Annotated in this window: 14 protein-coding genes and 1 tRNA gene; 3 read left to right on the forward strand and 12 right to left on the reverse strand. The window is 67.4% G+C overall.

Annotation, left to right across the window (positions count from 1 at the left end; all coding sequences use genetic code 11):
• Nucleotides 1–21 precede the first annotated feature (21 nt).
• Entirely contained in the window at nucleotides 22–1,833 is a 1,812-nt protein-coding gene (locus QF035_RS38220) for a bifunctional metallophosphatase/5'-nucleotidase (protein ID WP_307525587.1), read from the reverse strand.
• 151 nt (nucleotides 1,834–1,984) lie between these two features.
• On the opposite strand from QF035_RS38220, the gene QF035_RS38225 reads away from it, so the two are divergent.
• Nucleotides 1,985–2,713 (forward strand): SIMPL domain-containing protein, encoded by a 729-nt coding sequence (locus QF035_RS38225; RefSeq protein WP_307525589.1) that lies wholly within the window; start codon nucleotides 1,985–1,987, stop codon nucleotides 2,711–2,713.
• A 132-nt stretch (nucleotides 2,714–2,845) separates the two neighbouring features.
• On the forward strand, nucleotides 2,846–4,282 hold the full coding sequence (pyk, locus tag QF035_RS38230; RefSeq protein WP_307525591.1) for a pyruvate kinase: 1,437 nt from the start codon (nucleotides 2,846–2,848) through the stop codon (nucleotides 4,280–4,282).
• A 10-nt stretch (nucleotides 4,283–4,292) separates the two neighbouring features.
• Here the strand turns inward: pyk and QF035_RS38235 are convergent, their stop codons facing one another.
• Together QF035_RS38235 and QF035_RS38240 are read right to left on the reverse strand one after the other, a co-directional pair.
• Complete coding sequence (locus QF035_RS38235) at nucleotides 4,293–5,057, reverse strand: helix-turn-helix domain-containing protein (protein ID WP_307525592.1); 765 nt, start codon at nucleotides 5,055–5,057, stop codon at nucleotides 4,293–4,295.
• A gap of 106 nt (nucleotides 5,058–5,163) precedes the next feature.
• Nucleotides 5,164–5,239: transfer RNA gene (locus QF035_RS38240), tRNA-Leu, on the reverse strand.
• Between the two features lie 98 nt (nucleotides 5,240–5,337).
• Between QF035_RS38240 and QF035_RS38245 the strand changes: the two genes are divergently transcribed.
• Nucleotides 5,338–5,994: an ANTAR domain-containing response regulator gene (locus tag QF035_RS38245; RefSeq protein ID WP_055615813.1), complete on the forward strand. Its 657-nt coding sequence runs from the start codon at nucleotides 5,338–5,340 to the stop codon at nucleotides 5,992–5,994.
• 107 nt (nucleotides 5,995–6,101) lie between these two features.
• On the opposite strand, the gene QF035_RS38250 is transcribed toward QF035_RS38245, so the two are convergent.
• The 9 genes from QF035_RS38250 to QF035_RS38290 all read right to left on the reverse strand — a co-directional run bounded on the left by QF035_RS38250 (nucleotide 6,102) and on the right by QF035_RS38290 (nucleotide 16,087).
• A complete protein-coding gene (locus tag QF035_RS38250; RefSeq protein ID WP_055615814.1) occupies nucleotides 6,102–6,818 on the reverse strand; it encodes an ABC transporter ATP-binding protein in 717 nt (238 codons plus the stop codon).
• Nucleotides 6,815–7,726, reverse strand: coding sequence for an ABC transporter ATP-binding protein (locus tag QF035_RS38255; RefSeq protein WP_307525595.1), 912 nt, complete (start codon nucleotides 7,724–7,726; stop codon nucleotides 6,815–6,817). Before QF035_RS38255 ends, QF035_RS38250 begins: the two co-directional genes overlap by 4 nt.
• Nucleotides 7,727–7,731: 5 nt before the next feature.
• Nucleotides 7,732–9,561, reverse strand: coding sequence for a branched-chain amino acid ABC transporter permease (locus QF035_RS38260; RefSeq protein WP_307525597.1), 1,830 nt, complete (start codon nucleotides 9,559–9,561; stop codon nucleotides 7,732–7,734).
• 5 nt (nucleotides 9,562–9,566) lie between these two features.
• Nucleotides 9,567–10,499 (reverse strand): branched-chain amino acid ABC transporter permease, encoded by a 933-nt coding sequence (locus tag QF035_RS38265; protein WP_055615817.1) that lies wholly within the window; start codon nucleotides 10,497–10,499, stop codon nucleotides 9,567–9,569.
• A 111-nt stretch (nucleotides 10,500–10,610) separates the two neighbouring features.
• A complete protein-coding gene (locus tag QF035_RS38270) occupies nucleotides 10,611–11,846 on the reverse strand; it encodes a branched-chain amino acid ABC transporter substrate-binding protein (RefSeq protein ID WP_307525600.1) in 1,236 nt (411 codons plus the stop codon).
• 280 nt (nucleotides 11,847–12,126) lie between these two features.
• The gene (locus tag QF035_RS38275; protein WP_307525601.1) at nucleotides 12,127–12,759 is read right to left on the reverse strand and encodes a Tat pathway signal sequence domain protein; all 633 of its coding nucleotides are present in this window, start codon (nucleotides 12,757–12,759) and stop codon (nucleotides 12,127–12,129) included.
• Nucleotides 12,756–13,166, reverse strand: coding sequence for a hypothetical protein (locus QF035_RS38280; RefSeq protein ID WP_307525602.1), 411 nt, complete (start codon nucleotides 13,164–13,166; stop codon nucleotides 12,756–12,758). Before QF035_RS38280 ends, QF035_RS38275 begins: the two co-directional genes overlap by 4 nt.
• A gap of 67 nt (nucleotides 13,167–13,233) precedes the next feature.
• Entirely contained in the window at nucleotides 13,234–13,722 is a 489-nt protein-coding gene (locus QF035_RS38285) for a PaaI family thioesterase (RefSeq protein WP_307525603.1), read from the reverse strand.
• Between the two features lie 61 nt (nucleotides 13,723–13,783).
• The gene (locus QF035_RS38290) at nucleotides 13,784–16,087 is read right to left on the reverse strand and encodes an FdhF/YdeP family oxidoreductase (protein WP_307531736.1); all 2,304 of its coding nucleotides are present in this window, start codon (nucleotides 16,085–16,087) and stop codon (nucleotides 13,784–13,786) included.
• Nucleotides 16,088–16,220: the final 133 nt, after the last annotated feature.

Consider the following 16,220-nt stretch of genomic DNA (forward strand, 5'->3'; position numbering starts at 1 on the left):
GCCGACCAGAACAGCAGCCGACTAGAAGACCGGCGTCCCCTCACGCGTCAGCTTCCAGTCCACCGACGCGAACTCCTTCGGGTCCAGCGAACCCTTCGCCGTCACCCACTCCGCGATCCGCGTACGGATCTCCGTCGACTCCGCCCACAGCTCCCTCGCCGACGCCACATGCGGGAACGCCCCACCGCCATTGGCCCGGTAGTTGTTCACCGCGAACACGAACTGCTGCGCGTCGTCCAACGCCACACCGTTGTAGGACAGGTTCCTGATCCGCGAACCCGCCGCCTGAGCGATGTCGATGTCGTACGCCAGACCCGACACGTAGTCGTAGTTGTAGTCCGGCCGGTTGCCCGCGTTCGTCAGCTTCTCCACGTCGACCGCGGCACCGGCCGCCGTCTGCACGAAATACTGCGCCGAGTACTCCAGGTACGCCCGCACCTGCGCACCCGTCATCAACTTCGCGACCAGCGTGTTGTCGTACACATACAGACTCGACAGATCCCGGATCGTCACATCACCGGCCGGGATCTCCGACGTACGCGAGAACGGCGACGCCTGCGACAGCACCGGCAACGACGCGTACTCCGTCCCCACCAACGCCGCCTTGACCACGTCCTCCTGGACCTTCGTGATCAGATCGATGATCGGAGCGTCCTTGTAACGCGCCTCCACCGTCGTCAACGTCTCCGTCGCCGTCCCGACCACCTGGTTCACGTACGCCACGACCACGTCGTGCTCGTCCTTCAACAGCTTCGTGATCTTCGGATCGTCCGCCACCGAGTTCGAGTTGCGGACCGACGCCGCCACCGACTCGACCGTCCAACGCCCCTTCTCGAAGACCAGCTCGAAGTCGAACAGCGACAACCGCTCCGCATACGCCAACGGCTCCGACAGGACGACCGTCTTCCCCGTCTTCGTGTTGGTGACCTTCAGCTCCGGAATCTCCACATGCGCGTGCCCGACCAGGATCGCGTCGATCCCCGGCACCTGCTGCGCCACCAACCCCGCCGAGTTCTCGACATACGGCAACTGATCACCGTACGAGGACGTGCCCGACGAACCGGAGTGCGCCGACACGACCACCACGTCCGCACCCATCGACCGCAGCTTCGGCACCCACTTCGCCGCCTGCTCCTCCAGACCCGGGAACGTCAACTTGCCCTGCACATACGCCTTGTCCCAGATCGCGATACCGGGGTTCGTCAGACCCAGCACGGCCACCTTCACCGGCGGGGCTCCCTTCACATGGAACGTCTTCATGAAGTACGGAGGGAAGGCCGGCTTCAGCGTCTTCGCGTCCAGCGCGTTCGCACCCAGCAGCGGAAAACGGCACTGCGACTCGAACTTCCGCAGCGTCTCGATTCCGTAGTTGAACTCATGATTGCCGAGCGCCACCGCGTCATAACCGATCGCGTTCATCGCCTGCGCCATCGGATGCACCGGACCACCCTTGGCGGTGATCGGGTCAACCTTCGCGTAGTAGTACGTCAGAGGCGTGCCCTGAATGGTGTCACCGGCGTCCAGCAACAGCGTGTTGCACCGGCCCTTCTCCTTGCGGACCGCGTTCACCAGCGTCGAGATCCGCGCCAGACCCTGCGCGTTGCCCGCCGCATCCTTGTACTCCGCGTCCTTGAAGTAGTCCCAGTTGAAGATGTGACCGTGCAGATCGGTCGTGCCCATCACCGTCAGCGAATACCGCTTCGGCTTCCTGCCGCCCTTCGCCACCGCGGCCTCCGCCGCCTGAGCGCTCGGAGCCACGGCCGCACCGGCCAGGGCGACCCCCGCGCCGGTCACGGCGGACTTCTTCAGGAACTTCCGACGGTTCAACGGCATGGCGGGCCACTCCTCGGGAAACGGTCGACAACACACGCAGATACGCGCGTAGATTCTGACCCGGTCATGACGTACGACAACAGCCCCCGCAGGTTTCGATCTGATGACCGGCACGGTCCGGAAACGGGCCGCCGGTGACAGAGTGGGACGTATGACCTCACCCTCCGAAGCCTCCGAGGAAACCCGCTCCGCCGTCCCCTACGGCACACCCGACGCACCCCGAATCGCCGTCCGCGGCGAAGCCCACCTCGAAGTCGACCCCGAGATCGCCCGCATCGGCATCACCGTCAGCGCCCGCGGCACCGACCGCCGCGACGCCCTCACCGACCTGACCCGCCGCAACACCACCGCCCTCGACCTCGTGAAGACTTATGGCGACGCCGTCGAAAAGCTGGAGACCGGCGCCTTCTCCATCACCCCCGAACTCACCAAACACGGCCGCGGCGAACGCATCCGCGCCTACCACGGCCGCGTCCACATCACCGCCGAACTCACCGACTTCACCGCACTCGGCGAACTCACCACCCGCCTCGCCGACCTCGACCTCACCCGCGTCGACGGCCCCTGGTGGGCCCTGCGCCCCGACTCGCCCGCCCACCGCCAGGCCAGGCAACAGGCAGTACGCGAAGCCGTCCAACGAGCCCGCGAATACGCCGAAGCCCTCGGCACCACACTCGCCGCCCTCGTGGAACTCGCCGACATCGGCGCCGAGAACGCCCACCCCTACGGCATGGAAACGGGATCCGCCCGAAGCATGCGCACCATGGCATTCGACGCGGCCGCCCCCGAAAGCGCCCCGGCCCTCGACCTCGAACCCGAACGACAGCACGTCTACGCACAGGTCAACGCCCGCTTCACAATGTCACCGCCGGTGCTCTGAAAGCCCTCCGAAATGCTCATCGGAGCGGCCCCATGCACAATTCAACACTTGTCAACAGCCCTTCACGCAAAGGTTGTTGAGTAGTCATGCCCGACCAATTCCCTACCCGCTGGTAAGGCCTAGGCTCGAACCATGCGCCGAGCAAAAATCGTCTGTACATTGGGCCCCGCCACCGACTCGTACGACCAGATCAAGGCACTGGTCGAAGCCGGAATGGACGTAGCCCGCCTCAACCTCAGCCACGGCAGCCATGCCGACCACGAGGAGCGCTACCAGCGCGTGCGAAAGGCCTCCGACGAGACCGGCCGCAGCGTCGGAATCCTCGCCGACCTTCAAGGCCCGAAGATCCGACTCGGCCGCTTCACCGAAGGACCCGTACTCCTTGAACGCGGAGACACCTTCACCATCACGGTGGAAGAGGGCACAGAGGGTGACCGCCAGACCTGCGGGACCACCTACTCCGGCCTCGCCGCCGACGTCACCACCGGCGAGCGCATCCTCGTCGACGACGGCAAGGTCTGCCTCGAAGTCACCGCCGTCGACGGCCCCCGCGTCCACACCACCGTCATCGAAGGCGGCATGGTCTCCGACAACAAGGGCCTCAACCTCCCCGGCGTCGCCGTCTCCGTCCCCGCCCTCTCCAAAAAGGACGAGGACGACCTCCGCTGGGCCCTGCGCACCGGATGCGACGTCATTGCCCTCTCCTTCGTCCGCAGCGGACGCGACATCGTGGACGTCCACCGCATCATGGACGAAGAGGGCCGACGCCTCCCCGTGATCGCCAAGGTCGAGAAGCCTCAGGCCGTCGAGAACATCGACGACATCGTCGCCGCCTTCGACGGCATCATGGTCGCCCGAGGCGACCTCGGCGTCGAAATGCCCCTCGAACAGGTCCCGATCGTCCAGAAGCGCGCGGTCAAACTCGCCAAGCGCAACGCCAAGCCGGTCATCGTCGCCACCCAGATGCTCGACTCGATGATCGACAACTCCCGCCCGACGAGGGCCGAGGCGAGCGACGTCGCCAACGCCGTCATCGACGGCACAGACGCCGTGATGCTGTCCGGCGAGACGAGCGTCGGCAAGTACCCCATCGAGACGGTCCGCACGATGTCCCGCATCGTCGAGGCGGCCGAGGAAGACATCCTGGCGAAGGGCCTCCCGCCCCTGACGGACCGGAACAAGCCCCGCACCCAGGGCGGCGCGGTCGCCCGGGCCGCCGCCGAGATGGGCGACTTCCTCGGCGCGAAGTACCTGGTCGCCTTCACCCAGTCCGGCGACACGGTCCGCCGCCTGTCCCGCTACCGCTCCCCGATCCCGCTGCTGGCCTTCACCCCGGACGAGGCGACCCGCTCCCAGCTCAACCTGACCTGGGGCGTCGAGACCTTCCTCGGCCCCCACGTCGACTCGACCGACGCGATGGTCGACCAGGTCGACGAACTGCTCCTGAAGTACGGCCACTGCGAGAAGGGCGACATCGTCGTCATCACGGCCGGCTCCCCGCCCGGAGTCTCCGGCTCCACGAACCTGGTCCGCGTCCACCACATCGGCGAGGACGACAGCCCTAAGTAGGGGTGTGGGGTCAGTACTTGGGGCCTACGTGGGTGTCCATTAGGGCTACGGAGGCGCGGCGGGCGATGGAGATGTTGCAAGAGTTCGCTCGCTTCCAGCTGACGCCGACCGCGTCGAGGGTGTCCGTGAAGAGCTGGATGATGTCAGGCGACTTGTTGGTGAAGAAGTACCGGGGGTACTCGTATCGCTTGCGTTCACCGCCGACTAGGCGGGTCGTCCAGTTGGTGATACGGCAGCCGTCGGAATGGATGAGTCCCCGGATGAATTCCCATGGGTGCGCATCGACGATTTCCTGCTGCCAGGGTTCGAGGACGATCGGGCGCTCATGCTTCTTGCCGGGGCCGTGCTGGGGGAACAGGCAGGGCCAGTGCTGGCTGTACCCGACGACCGAGACGTATCCGACTGCGTGGACCCGGTTCGACTTCTTGCTGGGGTTGATGGCTTCGACGGCGGTAGCGCAAGCCTCGATGAGGCCGGGCCAAGCGTTGGCGCATGCGATGCGGAGAAAGGAGCCCGCTCGTATGCCGGGACTGATGCAGCCGTCGCCGAGGTAGAGCCCCAAGAGATAGCTGTAGGCCGCCGTGTTGGAAGGTGACTCAGTCGTTGGACCGCATCTCGAGCATGGCGTGCGCTTCATGCGCGGTAACGGTTCGATGCGTGATTGCCAGGAGCGGATCGCTGACCGGGAGGCACCGGTCTCCTGGCTCACTGAGTTCAGGCTGCGTCCCTGAGCGACAAGTGCCAGAGCTCGCTTGCGTGTGCCCATGTCGTACATGCGGCCACTCTGTGCTACTGATCGTGACCATGCGCAGCGAAAAGCGGATGTTCACGAGAACGTGAGCATCCGCTTTCTTCTGGCGACCTTCAATTCGAAGGAAAAGTGCCCCGAGTCGGACTCGAACCGACACTGTATGGGTTTTGAATCCATTGCCTGCTGCCAAATTGGGCTACCGGGGCCCGCAAATCGAAGGTTCACTCCGACCCGCTGCGTTCCCACCATACCGCAGCTAGGTACGCTCTTGTCAGCAGTACCCCGCCCTGAACGAGGAGCCCCCGTGACCGCCCCCGAGTCGCCCCAGCCCGTAGACGCGCCCGACGACGACAAGTCGCACGTGCCTCCGCTGACGACCCGTGTCGTCATCGCCGAGGACGAGGCGTTGATCCGTCTCGACCTCAAGGAGATGCTCGAAGAAGAGGGGTACACGGTCGTAGGCGAGGCCGGTGACGGTGAGCAGGCCGTCGAGCTCGCCCGGGAGCACCGCCCCGACCTCGTCATCCTCGATGTGAAGATGCCGAAGCTCGACGGCATCTCCGCCGCGGAGAAGATCGCCGAGGAGTCCATCGCCCCGGTGCTGATGCTCACCGCGTTCTCGCAGCGCGACCTCGTCGAGCGGGCGCGTGACGCCGGTGCGATGGCGTATCTGGTGAAGCCGTTCAGCAAGAGCGATGTCGTTCCGGCGATCGAGATGGCTGTCTCGCGCTTCACGGAGTTGAAGGCGCTGGAGAAGGAGATCGAGGATCTCACGACGCGTCTGGAGACGAGGAAGCTCGTCGACCGTGCGAAGTCGGTGCTGCAGACGGAGTACGGCCTGTCGGAGCCGGCCGCGTTCCGTTGGATTCAGAAGACGTCCATGGACCGTCGTATGTCGATGCAGCAGGTCGCCGAGGCGGTTATTCAGGACGCCGACGAGAAGAAGGCCGCGAAGGGCTGAGCGACCGGCAACGAGCGTACGTACGGCTGAGGCCCGCACCCGTGTCAACGGGTGCGGGCCTCAGCCGTATGCGAGTAGCCGCGAGGGGCCGTACCGCGAACGTCGGCTCAGTCCTCGCCGAGGTACGCCTTGCGGACCGACTCGTCGTGCAGGAGGTCCTGGCCGGATCCGGAGAGGACGATGCTGCCGACCTCCATGACGTGTCCCTGGTCGGCGAGCGAGAGTGCTGCCTGGGCGTTCTGCTCGACGAGCAGGATGGTGGTGCCCTGGGACTTGAGTTCGGAGATCGTGGCCATGATCTTCTGCATCATGATCGGCGAGAGGCCCATGGAGGGTTCGTCGAGCATGAGCAGCTTGGGCTGGGACATGAGCGCGCGGCCCATGGCGAGCATCTGCTGCTCGCCGCCGGAGAGCGTGCCCGCGGCCTGCTTGCGGCGTTCGCCGAGGATCGGGAAGAGGTCGTACGCCCGTTGGATGTCCTTGTCGATGCCTGCCTTGTCGCTGCGCAGGAAGGCTCCGAGGCGGAGGTTGTCCTCGATCGTCATGCGGGGGAAGATGTGCCGCCCCTCGGGGGAGTGGGCGAGCCCGAGGGAGACGATCTGGTGGGCGGGGGTCTTCTTCAGTGACTTGCCCTGGAACTTGATCTGGCCGCCGACGGGCTTGAGGAGGCCGGAGAGGGTGCGCAGGGTGGTGGTTTTTCCGGCGCCGTTGGTGCCGATGAGGGTGACGACCTGGCCGGCGTCGACCTTGAAGGAGATGCCCTTGACGGCTTCGATCTTGCCGTAGGCGACTCGGAGGTCCTCGACTTCGAGCAGTGCGGTCATCGGTCGTTCTCCTTGCGGGGCGCGGCGTCCGTGGAGGCTTCGGCCTGTGCCTCGGCGGCTTCGACCTCGGCGACCTCCTCCTGGCCGGGTGCGTCTTCGAAGGGTTCGCCGAGGTAGGCGGCGATGACGCGTTCGTCGCCCTGGACGGTGGCGCTGTCGCCTTCGACGAGTTTTTCGCCCTGGACGAGGACGGCGACGCGGTCGCAGAGGTTGAAGATGAACCGCATGTCGTGCTCGATGACGAGGACGGCGATGCCCATGTCCCGGATGGCGAAGACGAGTTCCTCGGTGGCCCGGGTCTCCTGCGGGTTCATGCCGGCGGTGGGCTCGTCGAGGAGGAGCAGGCCGGGTTCGCTGGCGAGGGCGCGGGCGATTTCGAGCTTGCGCTGTTCGCCGTAGGGGAGGTTCCTGGCGAGGTGGTCGCGCTTGGCGGCGAGGCCGATGAACTCGAGGAGTTCCATGGCGCGGTCTTCGGAGGTTTTTTCGGCCTTCTTGAAGCCGGGGCCGCGTACGAGTGCGGACCAGAGTCCTTCTTTGGTGCGGGTGTGGCGGCCGACGAGGACGTTTTCCAGGACCGTCATGTTGGCGAAGAGACGGATGTTCTGGAAGGTGCGGGCGACGCCGGCGGCGGTGACCTTGAAGGACTGGGACGGCAGGACGGTGCCCTTGTAGCGGACCTCTCCCTCGGTGGGGATGTAGAGGCCGGTGAGGCAGTTGAAGAAGGTCGTCTTGCCGGCGCCGTTGGGGCCGATGAGGCCGACGATTTCTCCGCTGTTGACCTGGAGGTCGACGTTGCGTACGGCGGTGAGGCCGCCGAAGCGCATGGTGACGCCGCGTGCGTCGAGCACCGTTTCGCCGGGGGCGGTGGCGCCGGGGGCGGCGCCCTTGGTGGTGGTGTCGGTAGTCATCGTGGTCAGGCCCCTGCCTTGCTGAGGACTGTGGGAGCTTCCGCTTCCTCGTGGAATTCGAGCTGGCGGCGCCGGTTCGGGATGAGGCCTTCCGGACGGAAGCGCATCAGCAGGACGAGCGCGAGGCCGAAGGCGAGGAGCTGGTAGTCGCCGAGGAACTGGAGCTTGGCGGGGATCAGGTAGAGCAGTGCGGCGCCGACGAGCGGTCCGCTGATGGTGCCCATGCCGCCGAGGACGACCGCTGCGAGCAGGAAGGCCGAGTTGGGCGGGACGACGTGGGCGAACTGGTACTGCTCGGGTGTCACGGTGTAGGTGACGTGTGCCTGGACGGAGCCGGCGAGGCCGGCGAGGGCTGCGCCGAGGGCGAAGGCGATGAGCTTGACGCGGAAGCCGTTGATGCCCATGGCGAGCGCGGCGGTCTCGTCCTCGCGGATGGCGACCCAGGCGCGGCCGATGCGGGAGTCGCCGCTGCGGCGGAAGACGACCACGACGACCAGCGTGATGAGGAGCATCAGCAGGAAGTAGTTGGCGAAGCGCGCGATGGTGAATCCGGCGATGCTGTGCTCTTGGCCGAAGTCGAACCCGAGGATGTTGAGGTTCGGGATCGAGGAGATGCCGTTGGAGCCGTTGGTGATGTCGGGTCCGCTGGTGCCGTCCATGTTGAGGACGGTGATGCGGAAGATCTCACCGAAGCCGAGGGTCACGATGGCGAGGTAGTCGCCGCGCAGCCGGAGGGTCGGGGCGCCGATGAGGACGCCGAAGACCATGGCGACCGCCGCGCCGAGGAGGGCGGAGGCCCAGAACGGCAGGTGGATGTCGAACGGTGAGGAGGGGGAGCCGGAGACCATGGCCGCGGTGTAGGCGCCGACGCCGAGGAAGGCGACGTATCCGAGGTCGAGGAGTCCGGCGAGGCCGACGACGATGTTGAGGCCGAGGGCGACGGTGGCGAAGATCAGGATGTAGACGCCGATGGTCGCGTACTGGTCGTCGGACTGGGTGAAGGGGAATGCGGCGGCGGCGACGAACGCGCCGATCATGGTGACGTTGCGGTGCTTCGAGGTGAGTGCGGACAGCCTGTTGACGAGTCCGGCCTTGGCCGCGGCGGCGAAGCCGAGGCCCGCGGTGATGAGGAAGCCGATGAACTGCTCGTCGTACTCGGTGCCGATGCCGTAGGTGAAGACGGTCAGGCCGAGGGCCAGTGCGGCGACGATGACGAGGATTTCGGCGTACGCGGGCAGCTTGTGGGCCGGGGCCTTGGTGGTGCCGGAGGCGAAGGCTGCCTTGACGACGGTGACGTCGTACCGCCGCTGGTGGCGGAACTGCTCCCAGGCGGTGTCGTCGGGGTCGTACGGGTCGGGTGCCGGTCGCTGGAACGGCAGGGAGAGCGAGCCGACCAGGGCGGCGAGGGTGGCGACGGCCACGATCCAGCCGCCGGGTTCGAGGTTGGCCAGCCCGCCGAGTTTGGTGCTGATCGCGATGATCGTGTACCAGGCGGTGGCGAACGCGGCGAGCGCGGCGAGCTTGATGGCGCTGTCGGCGCCTGCGGGGGTGAGCCAGCGCAGGCCCTTGACGCCGTAGGAGGAGAGGCCGAAGAGCGTGGTGAGGGCGCCGCCGATGAGGACGAGGACCTGCAGGCCGCCGGGGTAGCCGTAGACGGTGAGGTCGCCGGGGAATGCGGCGGTCCAGGTCCAGGCGAGGAAGGTGGAGATGATGGTGAGGATGCCGCCGCCGGTGGCGAGGGCGCGTCCGATGTTCGGGGGGATGCCGATGAGTCCGGCGGTGGAGCCGGCCGGCTCCTTGGCGGGCGTCTGGGGGCTGGTGGTCTGTGTGGTCATAGGTCTCACGCCCTGTCCGCGACGCGCTCGCCGAGCAGGCCCTGTGGCCTGAAGAGGAGCACGAGGATGAGGAGTACGAAGGCCCAGACGTTGGCCCAGGACTGGCCGCCGAGCTGTGACATGCCGGGGACGTCGGCGATGTAGGCGGTTGCCATGGTCTCGGCGAGGCCGAGGACGACGCCGCCGATCATGGCTCCGTAGATGTTGCCGATGCCGCCGAGGACGGCGGCGGTGAAGGCCTTGAGGCCGAGGATGAAGCCCATGCGGAAGTCGATCTGGCCGTACTTGAGGCCGTAGGCGAGGCCTCCGACGGCGGCGAACGCGGCGCCGAGGGCGAAGGCGACCACGATGATGCGGTCGGTGTTGATGCCCATGAGCTTGGCGGTGTCCGGGTCCTGGGCGGTGGCCTGCATGCCGCGTCCGGTCCGGGTCTTCATGACGAAGTAGGCGAGGACGGCCATGCTGATGGGGGCCGCGATGAAGAGGAAGACGTCACCGGTCTGGATGGTGACGCTGCCGATCTCGAAGGGGCCGCCTTCGATCTGCGGGAAGGTCCGCGCCGACTTGGCGTTGGGGTACCAGGCCCATACCGCCTGCTGCAGGGCCAGGGAGAGGCCGATGGCGGTGATGAGGGGGGCCAGGCGTGGTGCGGTGCGCAGGGGGCGGTAGGCGAACCGTTCCGCTCCGACTGCGACGGTGACGGCGACGAAGATGGCGCCGACGAGCATGAGCGGCAGGGCGATCCACATGGTGGTGCCGTCGGGGAGTACGTACAGATAGACCGTGAGCGCGCCGAAGGCCCCGGTCATGAAGATCTCGCCGTGGGCGAAGTTGATGAGCTGGACGATGCCATAGACCATCGTGTAGCCGATGGCGACCAGCCCGTACATGGATCCCAGTAGCAGGCCGTTGACCAGCTGCTGCGGCAGTTCGTTCACCGCATGTCCTCCGAGCGTTCGGATAGTCGAGGGATGTGACCGGATGCGAGTCCGCGCGGGGCGCTTGTGGTGCAGCGCCCCGCGCGGCTCAGGTGGTGATGCGGGTGTGGATCAGCCTTCGTACGTGCCGGACTTCACCGGCTTCCAGGTGCCACCCTCGACGGAGTAGACGGTGAGCTGCTTGTTGGTGGCGTCGCCGTACTCGTCGAAGGAGACCTTGCCGGTCACACCGTCGAAGGAGACGCCCTGCATGGCCTCGGTGACCTTGGCGCGGGCATCGTCCGGAAGCTTGCCGTCGTTGTCCTCGACGACCTTCTTCACGGCCTCGATGATCGCCCAGCCCGAGTCGTAGGAGTAGCCGCCGTACGCCTCGTAGGCCTCCTTGTAGCCCGCGGCCTTGTAGCTGGACACGAACTCCTTGGCGGAGGGGAGGTCCTCGACGGGCGCGCCGACCGAGGTGGCGAGGTCGCCGGTGCCGCTGGCGCCGGCCAGCTTGATGAAGTCGGCGCTGTAGATGCCGTCACCGCCGACGAGCGGGATCTTGGCGCCCGCGGCCTTGATCTGCTTGCTGAGCGGGCCGGCCTGCGGGTACTCGCCGCCGTAGTAGACGACGTCGGCACCGGAGCTCTTCACCTGCGTGGCGACGGCGGAGAAGTCCTTGGTGTCGGGGTCGATGTGCTGCGTACCGACGACCTTGCCACCGAGCTTCTTGAACTCCTCGGTGAAGGTGGCGGCGAGGCCGGCACCGTAGGTCTTCTTGTCGTCGATGACGTAGACGCTCTTCTTCTTGGCGTCGTTGAAGACGTACTGCGCGGCGAACGGGCCCTGGATGGCGTCCGTGGTCGCGGTGCGGAAGTACGACTTGTACGGGCGGGCCTTCTCGCCGCCGTTCCACTTCGTGCCCTGGGTCAGGGCCGGGTTGGTGTTGGCGGGCGAGACCTCGACGAGCTTGGCGTCGTCGAAGACCTTCTGCATGGACTCGGCGACCGAGGAGTTCAGGGGGCCGACGACGCCGAGGACGTCCTTGTCGGCGACCAGCTTGGTGGCGTTCTGCTGGCCCGAGGAGGGCTGCGCCTGGTCGTCCAGGGCCTCGACCTTGAAGGTGATCCCTTCGACGGTCTTCTCCTTGTTGGCCGTCTTGGCCGCAAGGTCCACGGAGTTCTTGATTCCGAGGCCCAGCGCGGAGAGGTCGCCGGTCAGCGGGGCGTCGACGCCGATGACGACGGTGGTGTCACCGCCGTTCGAGTCCGAACCGCCGCCGTCCTCGTCGCGCGAGCCGCAGGCGGTGAGGGTGAGTGCTCCCGCCGCCAACGCGGCGGTGATGGCGATGAGCGAACGTTGACGCACGATCAGCAGTCCTTTCCCTGGCGCAGCCCTTCCTCGTGGAACGGGCCGAGTCGAGCGCTGGGCCGAAAATAATTCGAATCCGATGGCGCGGTGACTGGCCGTGACTCTAAGCGTGTCGGGGGAACGTGGAGGAGAGTCTGACTCATGCTGTGACGCTCTTGTTATGACACGAGGTAATGCAGAGCGGTACTCACTGGGCGGATGGGCAGACTTCCTGCCTATTCGTCCGGTCCACATAGTGAGAACCTGCAGGACGTGCCGCAGTCATTTCAGGAGCGTCCTACCGTTTTGGTGATGACCGGGAGTCGTTGCTGCAGGCTACTTGCAGGGCCTCTGAGAGGTCGTGCGCATAGCGCTCACCCAGGATGAAGCTGTGGTCTTCTATTGCGCGCGTATTACGCAGAGTTACGTCCAGGAAAGGGAAAGCGGCGTTTGACGGCACATTCGCGCATTCCGTGACATGCATCGTGACGACGATCTTGTGACCGAAACCGGGCTTGGTCCGGAACGGCGGGGGCGGAACCGACGTCAGCGAGAGGCTCGCGTAGGGCTGCGAGATGCGCACCACGGTGATCGTGGGTCCGTCCTGCGCGGTGACCTTCACCGCGAAGCTGAAGCTTCTGCTCGGAGCGCCGGCGGGCGTGCCCTCCTGGCCGAGGTAGGTGATGGACACCGCCTGGGACGGGTTGGGTGCCTCGGGTGGTGGCGGGTCGTGGGGCCGGGTCGCGAAGAGATAGCCGCCGCCCGCCACGAGGGCGACCACGGTGGTGGACGCGAGCACGGCACGGCGGTGCCGGGCGTACAGGCTTGTCAGCCGCTCGCGCGGGGTTCCGGGGAGGAACGGCGGGGCCGGCTCGACGGTGTCCCACGCGCGTGTGCCCTCGCCCGGCTCGACCGGACCGACGCCGCTCAACTCCAGGGCCCTCCCGTCGGATTGCCGTCGCGGTACCGCTTGGTGCAGCGTTCGCGTGCGTCGCGGTCGATCAGTTCCCGCGCCGCCTGTCCGCCGGAGCGCCTCTTCTCGGCCCGGGCCGCGTCCACGACCTCCATCAGGATCTCGTACTGCCCGTTGGACAGGCCCATCGACTGGTAGTCCCCGTAGGTGTCGCTGTCCAGCACCTCCTGCGACCAGTGGGCGACGATCCGGGCGCACAGGTCCTCGGGAGGTGTGGCGGGCGGTGACGACGGCGCACCGGAAGCGGCCCGCGTGCCCGCCGCCTGGCCCTGCGGGCCGGACTCGCCGCACCCGGTGGCCACAGCGCCGGTCAGGAGCACCAGCCCAAGCACCGGCCCCCGCCAGAGGGCCCCACCCGTTCCCATGTCATGACGCTATGCCGCCGGGTGCCCGGGATCAACGCCGCCCGCGGACAACGGTTTTCCGGTTGGGTCAGTTCCTCGCGTCGACGCGCTGCGCGTCGCTCGGATTCACGTCGCGCAGCATGCACGTCAGCCGCGCGCTGCACACCCGCTTGCCGTCCTCGTCACTGATCACGATCTCGTACGTGGCTGTCGAGCGGCCGCGGTGCAGGGGCGTGGCCACGCCGGTCACCAGGCCGGATCGGGCGCCCCGGTGGTGGGTGCAGTTCAGGTCGACGCCGACGGCGATCTTGGAGCTGCCGCCGTGCAGCATGGCGCCGACCGAGCCGAGTGTCTCGGCGAGCACGGCGGAGGCGCCGCCGTGCAGGAGCCCGTACGGCTGGGTGTTGCCCTCGACCGGCATGGTGCCCACCACGCGGTCCGCGGAGGCCTCGACGACCTGGACGCCCATGCGCGTGCCGAGATGTCCGGCGGAGAACATGGCGACCAGGTCCACGCCGAGCGCCGCGTACTCGTCGATGACCTCTTGCGGGAACTTCGCGTGGTGCTGCTCGCCCATGGGTCCTGCTCCTTCGTCGTCGATCACGCCGCCTGAGCGGCCGCGCTGGCTAAGCGAACGCTCAGTTGGCTGCCGATTGTTCCAGACGCACGGCGACGGACTTGCTGGCGGGCGTGTTGCTGGTGTCGGCGGTGGCGTCCAGCGGCACCAGGACGTTGGTCTCCGGGTAGTACGCGGCCGCGCAGCCGCGGGCCGTCGGGTAGTGCACGACACGGAAACCGGGGGCGCGCCGCTCCACGCCGTCCTTCCACTCGCCGACCAGATCGGTGTACGAGCCGTCGGCGAGGCCGAGCTCGCGGGCGTCCTCGGGGTTGACGAGAACGACCCGCCGGCCGTTCTTGATGCCCCGGTAACGGTCGTCCAGGCCGTAGATCGTGGTGTTGTACTGGTCGTGTGAGCGCAGTGTCTGCAGGAGGAGACGGCCCTCGGGGAGCTTCGGGTACTCGACGGGCGCGGCCGTGAAGTTGGCCTTGCCGGTGGCGGTGGGGAAGCGGCGCTCGTCGCGCGGGGCGTGCGGCAGGGCGAAGCCGTTCGGGTCGGCCACGCGCGCGTTGAAGTCCTCGAAGCCCGGGATCACCCTCGCGATGCGGTCGCGGACCGTCGCGTAGTCCTTCTCGAACTCCTCCCAGGGCGTGCGGGATTCGTCGCCGAGAACGCGGCGGGCGAGGCGCGACACGATGGCGGGCTCGGACAGCAGGTGCTCGCTCGCGGGCTCCAGGCGGCCGCGTGAGGCGTGCACCATGCCCATGGAGTCCTCGACGGTCACGAACTGCTCGCCACTGCCCTGGAGATCGCGCTCGGTACGGCCGAGGGTCGGCAGGATCAGGGCACGCGCGCCCGTGACGGCGTGCGAGCGGTTGAGCTTCGTCGACACATGGACGGTGAGGCGGGCGCGGCGCATCGCCGCCTCGGTGACCTCGGTGTCGGGGGAGGCCGACACGAAGTTGCCGCCCATCGCGAAGAAGACCTTGGCCTTGTCGTCACGCATCGCGCGGATGGCCCGTACGACGTCGTAGCCGTGGCCGCGCGGCGGGGCGAAGCCGAACTCCTTCTCCAGGGCGTCCAGGAAGGCGGGCGCGGGGCGCTCGAAGATGCCCATCGTGCGGTCGCCCTGCACGTTCGAATGGCCGCGCACCGGGCACACGCCCGCGCCCGGGCGGCCGATGTTGCCGCGCAGCAGAAGGAAGTTGACGACCTCGCGGATGGTCGGCACGGAGTGCTTGTGCTGGGTGAGGCCCATGGCCCAGCAGACGATGGTCCGCTCGGAGGCGAGGACCATGCGCAGGGCCTCGTCGATCTGCTCGCGCGTGAGGCCCGTCGCGGTGAGCGTCTCGTCCCAGTCGGCGGCGCGGGCGGCCTTGGCGAACTCCTCGTAGCCGTGGGTGTGTTCGTCGATGAAGGCCTTGTCGACGGCGCCCGACCCCGCGCCGGAGGCGCTGTCGGACTCAGCGAGGATCAGCTTGTTCAGGAGGCGGAAGAGGGCCTGGTCGCCGCCGATGCGGATCTGCAGGAACAGGTCGGTGAGCGCGGCGCCCTTGAACATGCCCTGGGGGGTCTGCGGGTTCTTGAAGCGCTCCATGCCCGCCTCGGGCAGCGGGTTCACGGTGATGATCTTCGCACCGCCCGCCTTCGCCTTCTCCAGGGCGGAGAGCATGCGCGGGTGGTTCGTGCCCGGGTTCTGCCCGGCGACGATGATCAGGTCCGCCTTGTAGAGGTCCTCCAGGAGGACGCTGCCCTTGCCGATGCCGATCGTCTCGTTCAGCGCGGAACCCGACGATTCGTGGCACATGTTGGAGCAGTCCGGCAGGTTGTTCGTACCGAACTCGCGGGCGAACAGCTGGTACAGGAACGCCGCCTCGTTGCTGGTGCGCCCCGAGGTGTAGAACAGCGCCTCGTCCGGGGAGGCGAGGCCGGTGAGCTCCTCGGCGATGATGTCGAAGGCACGCTCCCAGGGCACCGCCTCGTAGCGCTCGGCGCCCTCCGCGAGATACATGGGCTGGGTGAGACGGCCCTGCTGGCCGAGCCAGTAGCCGCTGCGGGTCGCGAGGTCGGCGACCGTGTGCGCGGCGAAGAAGTCCGGGGTCACCCGGCGCAGGGTGGCCTCCTCGGCGACCGCCTTCGCGCCGTTCTCGCAGAACTCCGCGGTGTGCCGGTGCTCCGGCTCGGGCCAGGCGCAGCCGGGGCAGTCGAAGCCGTCCTTCTGATTGACCCGCAGCAGCGTCAGCGCCGTGCGCTTCACACCCATCTGCTGCTGGGCCATGCGCAGGCTGTGCCCGACCGCGGGCAGTCCGGCGGCGGCGTGCTTCGGGCCGGCGACCTGGGGCGCGTCCTGAACCGGATCACTCTGGGGCGGCTTGCCGGCCATCTCGGCCTCCTCTTCGAGCACACGTATGAGGTACGTCTTCGATCCTCCCACGTGGTGGTGACAACGATCGCGGCCCGTCCGCGGCGATGATCGCGCGCGGTCCGAAAGCTGTGACGGACACGGCGCGAAGGCG

Origin of the sequence: Streptomyces umbrinus (genome assembly GCF_030817415.1) — a bacterium.
Taxonomy (GTDB): Bacteria; Actinomycetota; Actinomycetes; order Streptomycetales; family Streptomycetaceae; genus Streptomyces; species Streptomyces umbrinus_A.

Excerpts from the sequence above, each read along its gene's own strand:
- QF035_RS38220 (WP_307525587.1), bottom strand. The coding sequence starts at position 1,833 with ATGCCGTTGAACCGTCGGAAGTTCCTGAAGAAGTCCGCCGTGACCGGC.
- QF035_RS38225 (WP_307525589.1), top strand. The coding sequence starts at position 1,985 with ATGACCTCACCCTCCGAAGCCTCCGAGGAAACCCGCTCCGCCGTCCCC.
- pyk (WP_307525591.1), top strand. The coding sequence starts at position 2,846 with ATGCGCCGAGCAAAAATCGTCTGTACATTGGGCCCCGCCACCGACTCG.
- QF035_RS38235 (WP_307525592.1), bottom strand. The coding sequence starts at position 5,057 with ATGTACGACATGGGCACACGCAAGCGAGCTCTGGCACTTGTCGCTCAG.
- QF035_RS38250 (WP_055615814.1), bottom strand. The coding sequence starts at position 6,818 with ATGACCGCACTGCTCGAAGTCGAGGACCTCCGAGTCGCCTACGGCAAG.
- QF035_RS38255 (WP_307525595.1), bottom strand. The coding sequence starts at position 7,726 with ATGACTACCGACACCACCACCAAGGGCGCCGCCCCCGGCGCCACCGCC.
- QF035_RS38260 (WP_307525597.1), bottom strand. The coding sequence starts at position 9,561 with ATGACCACACAGACCACCAGCCCCCAGACGCCCGCCAAGGAGCCGGCC.
- QF035_RS38280 (WP_307525602.1), bottom strand. The coding sequence starts at position 13,166 with ATGGGAACGGGTGGGGCCCTCTGGCGGGGGCCGGTGCTTGGGCTGGTG.
- QF035_RS38285 (WP_307525603.1), bottom strand. The coding sequence starts at position 13,722 with ATGGGCGAGCAGCACCACGCGAAGTTCCCGCAAGAGGTCATCGACGAG.
- QF035_RS38290 (WP_307531736.1), bottom strand. The coding sequence starts at position 16,087 with ATGGCCGGCAAGCCGCCCCAGAGTGATCCGGTTCAGGACGCGCCCCAG.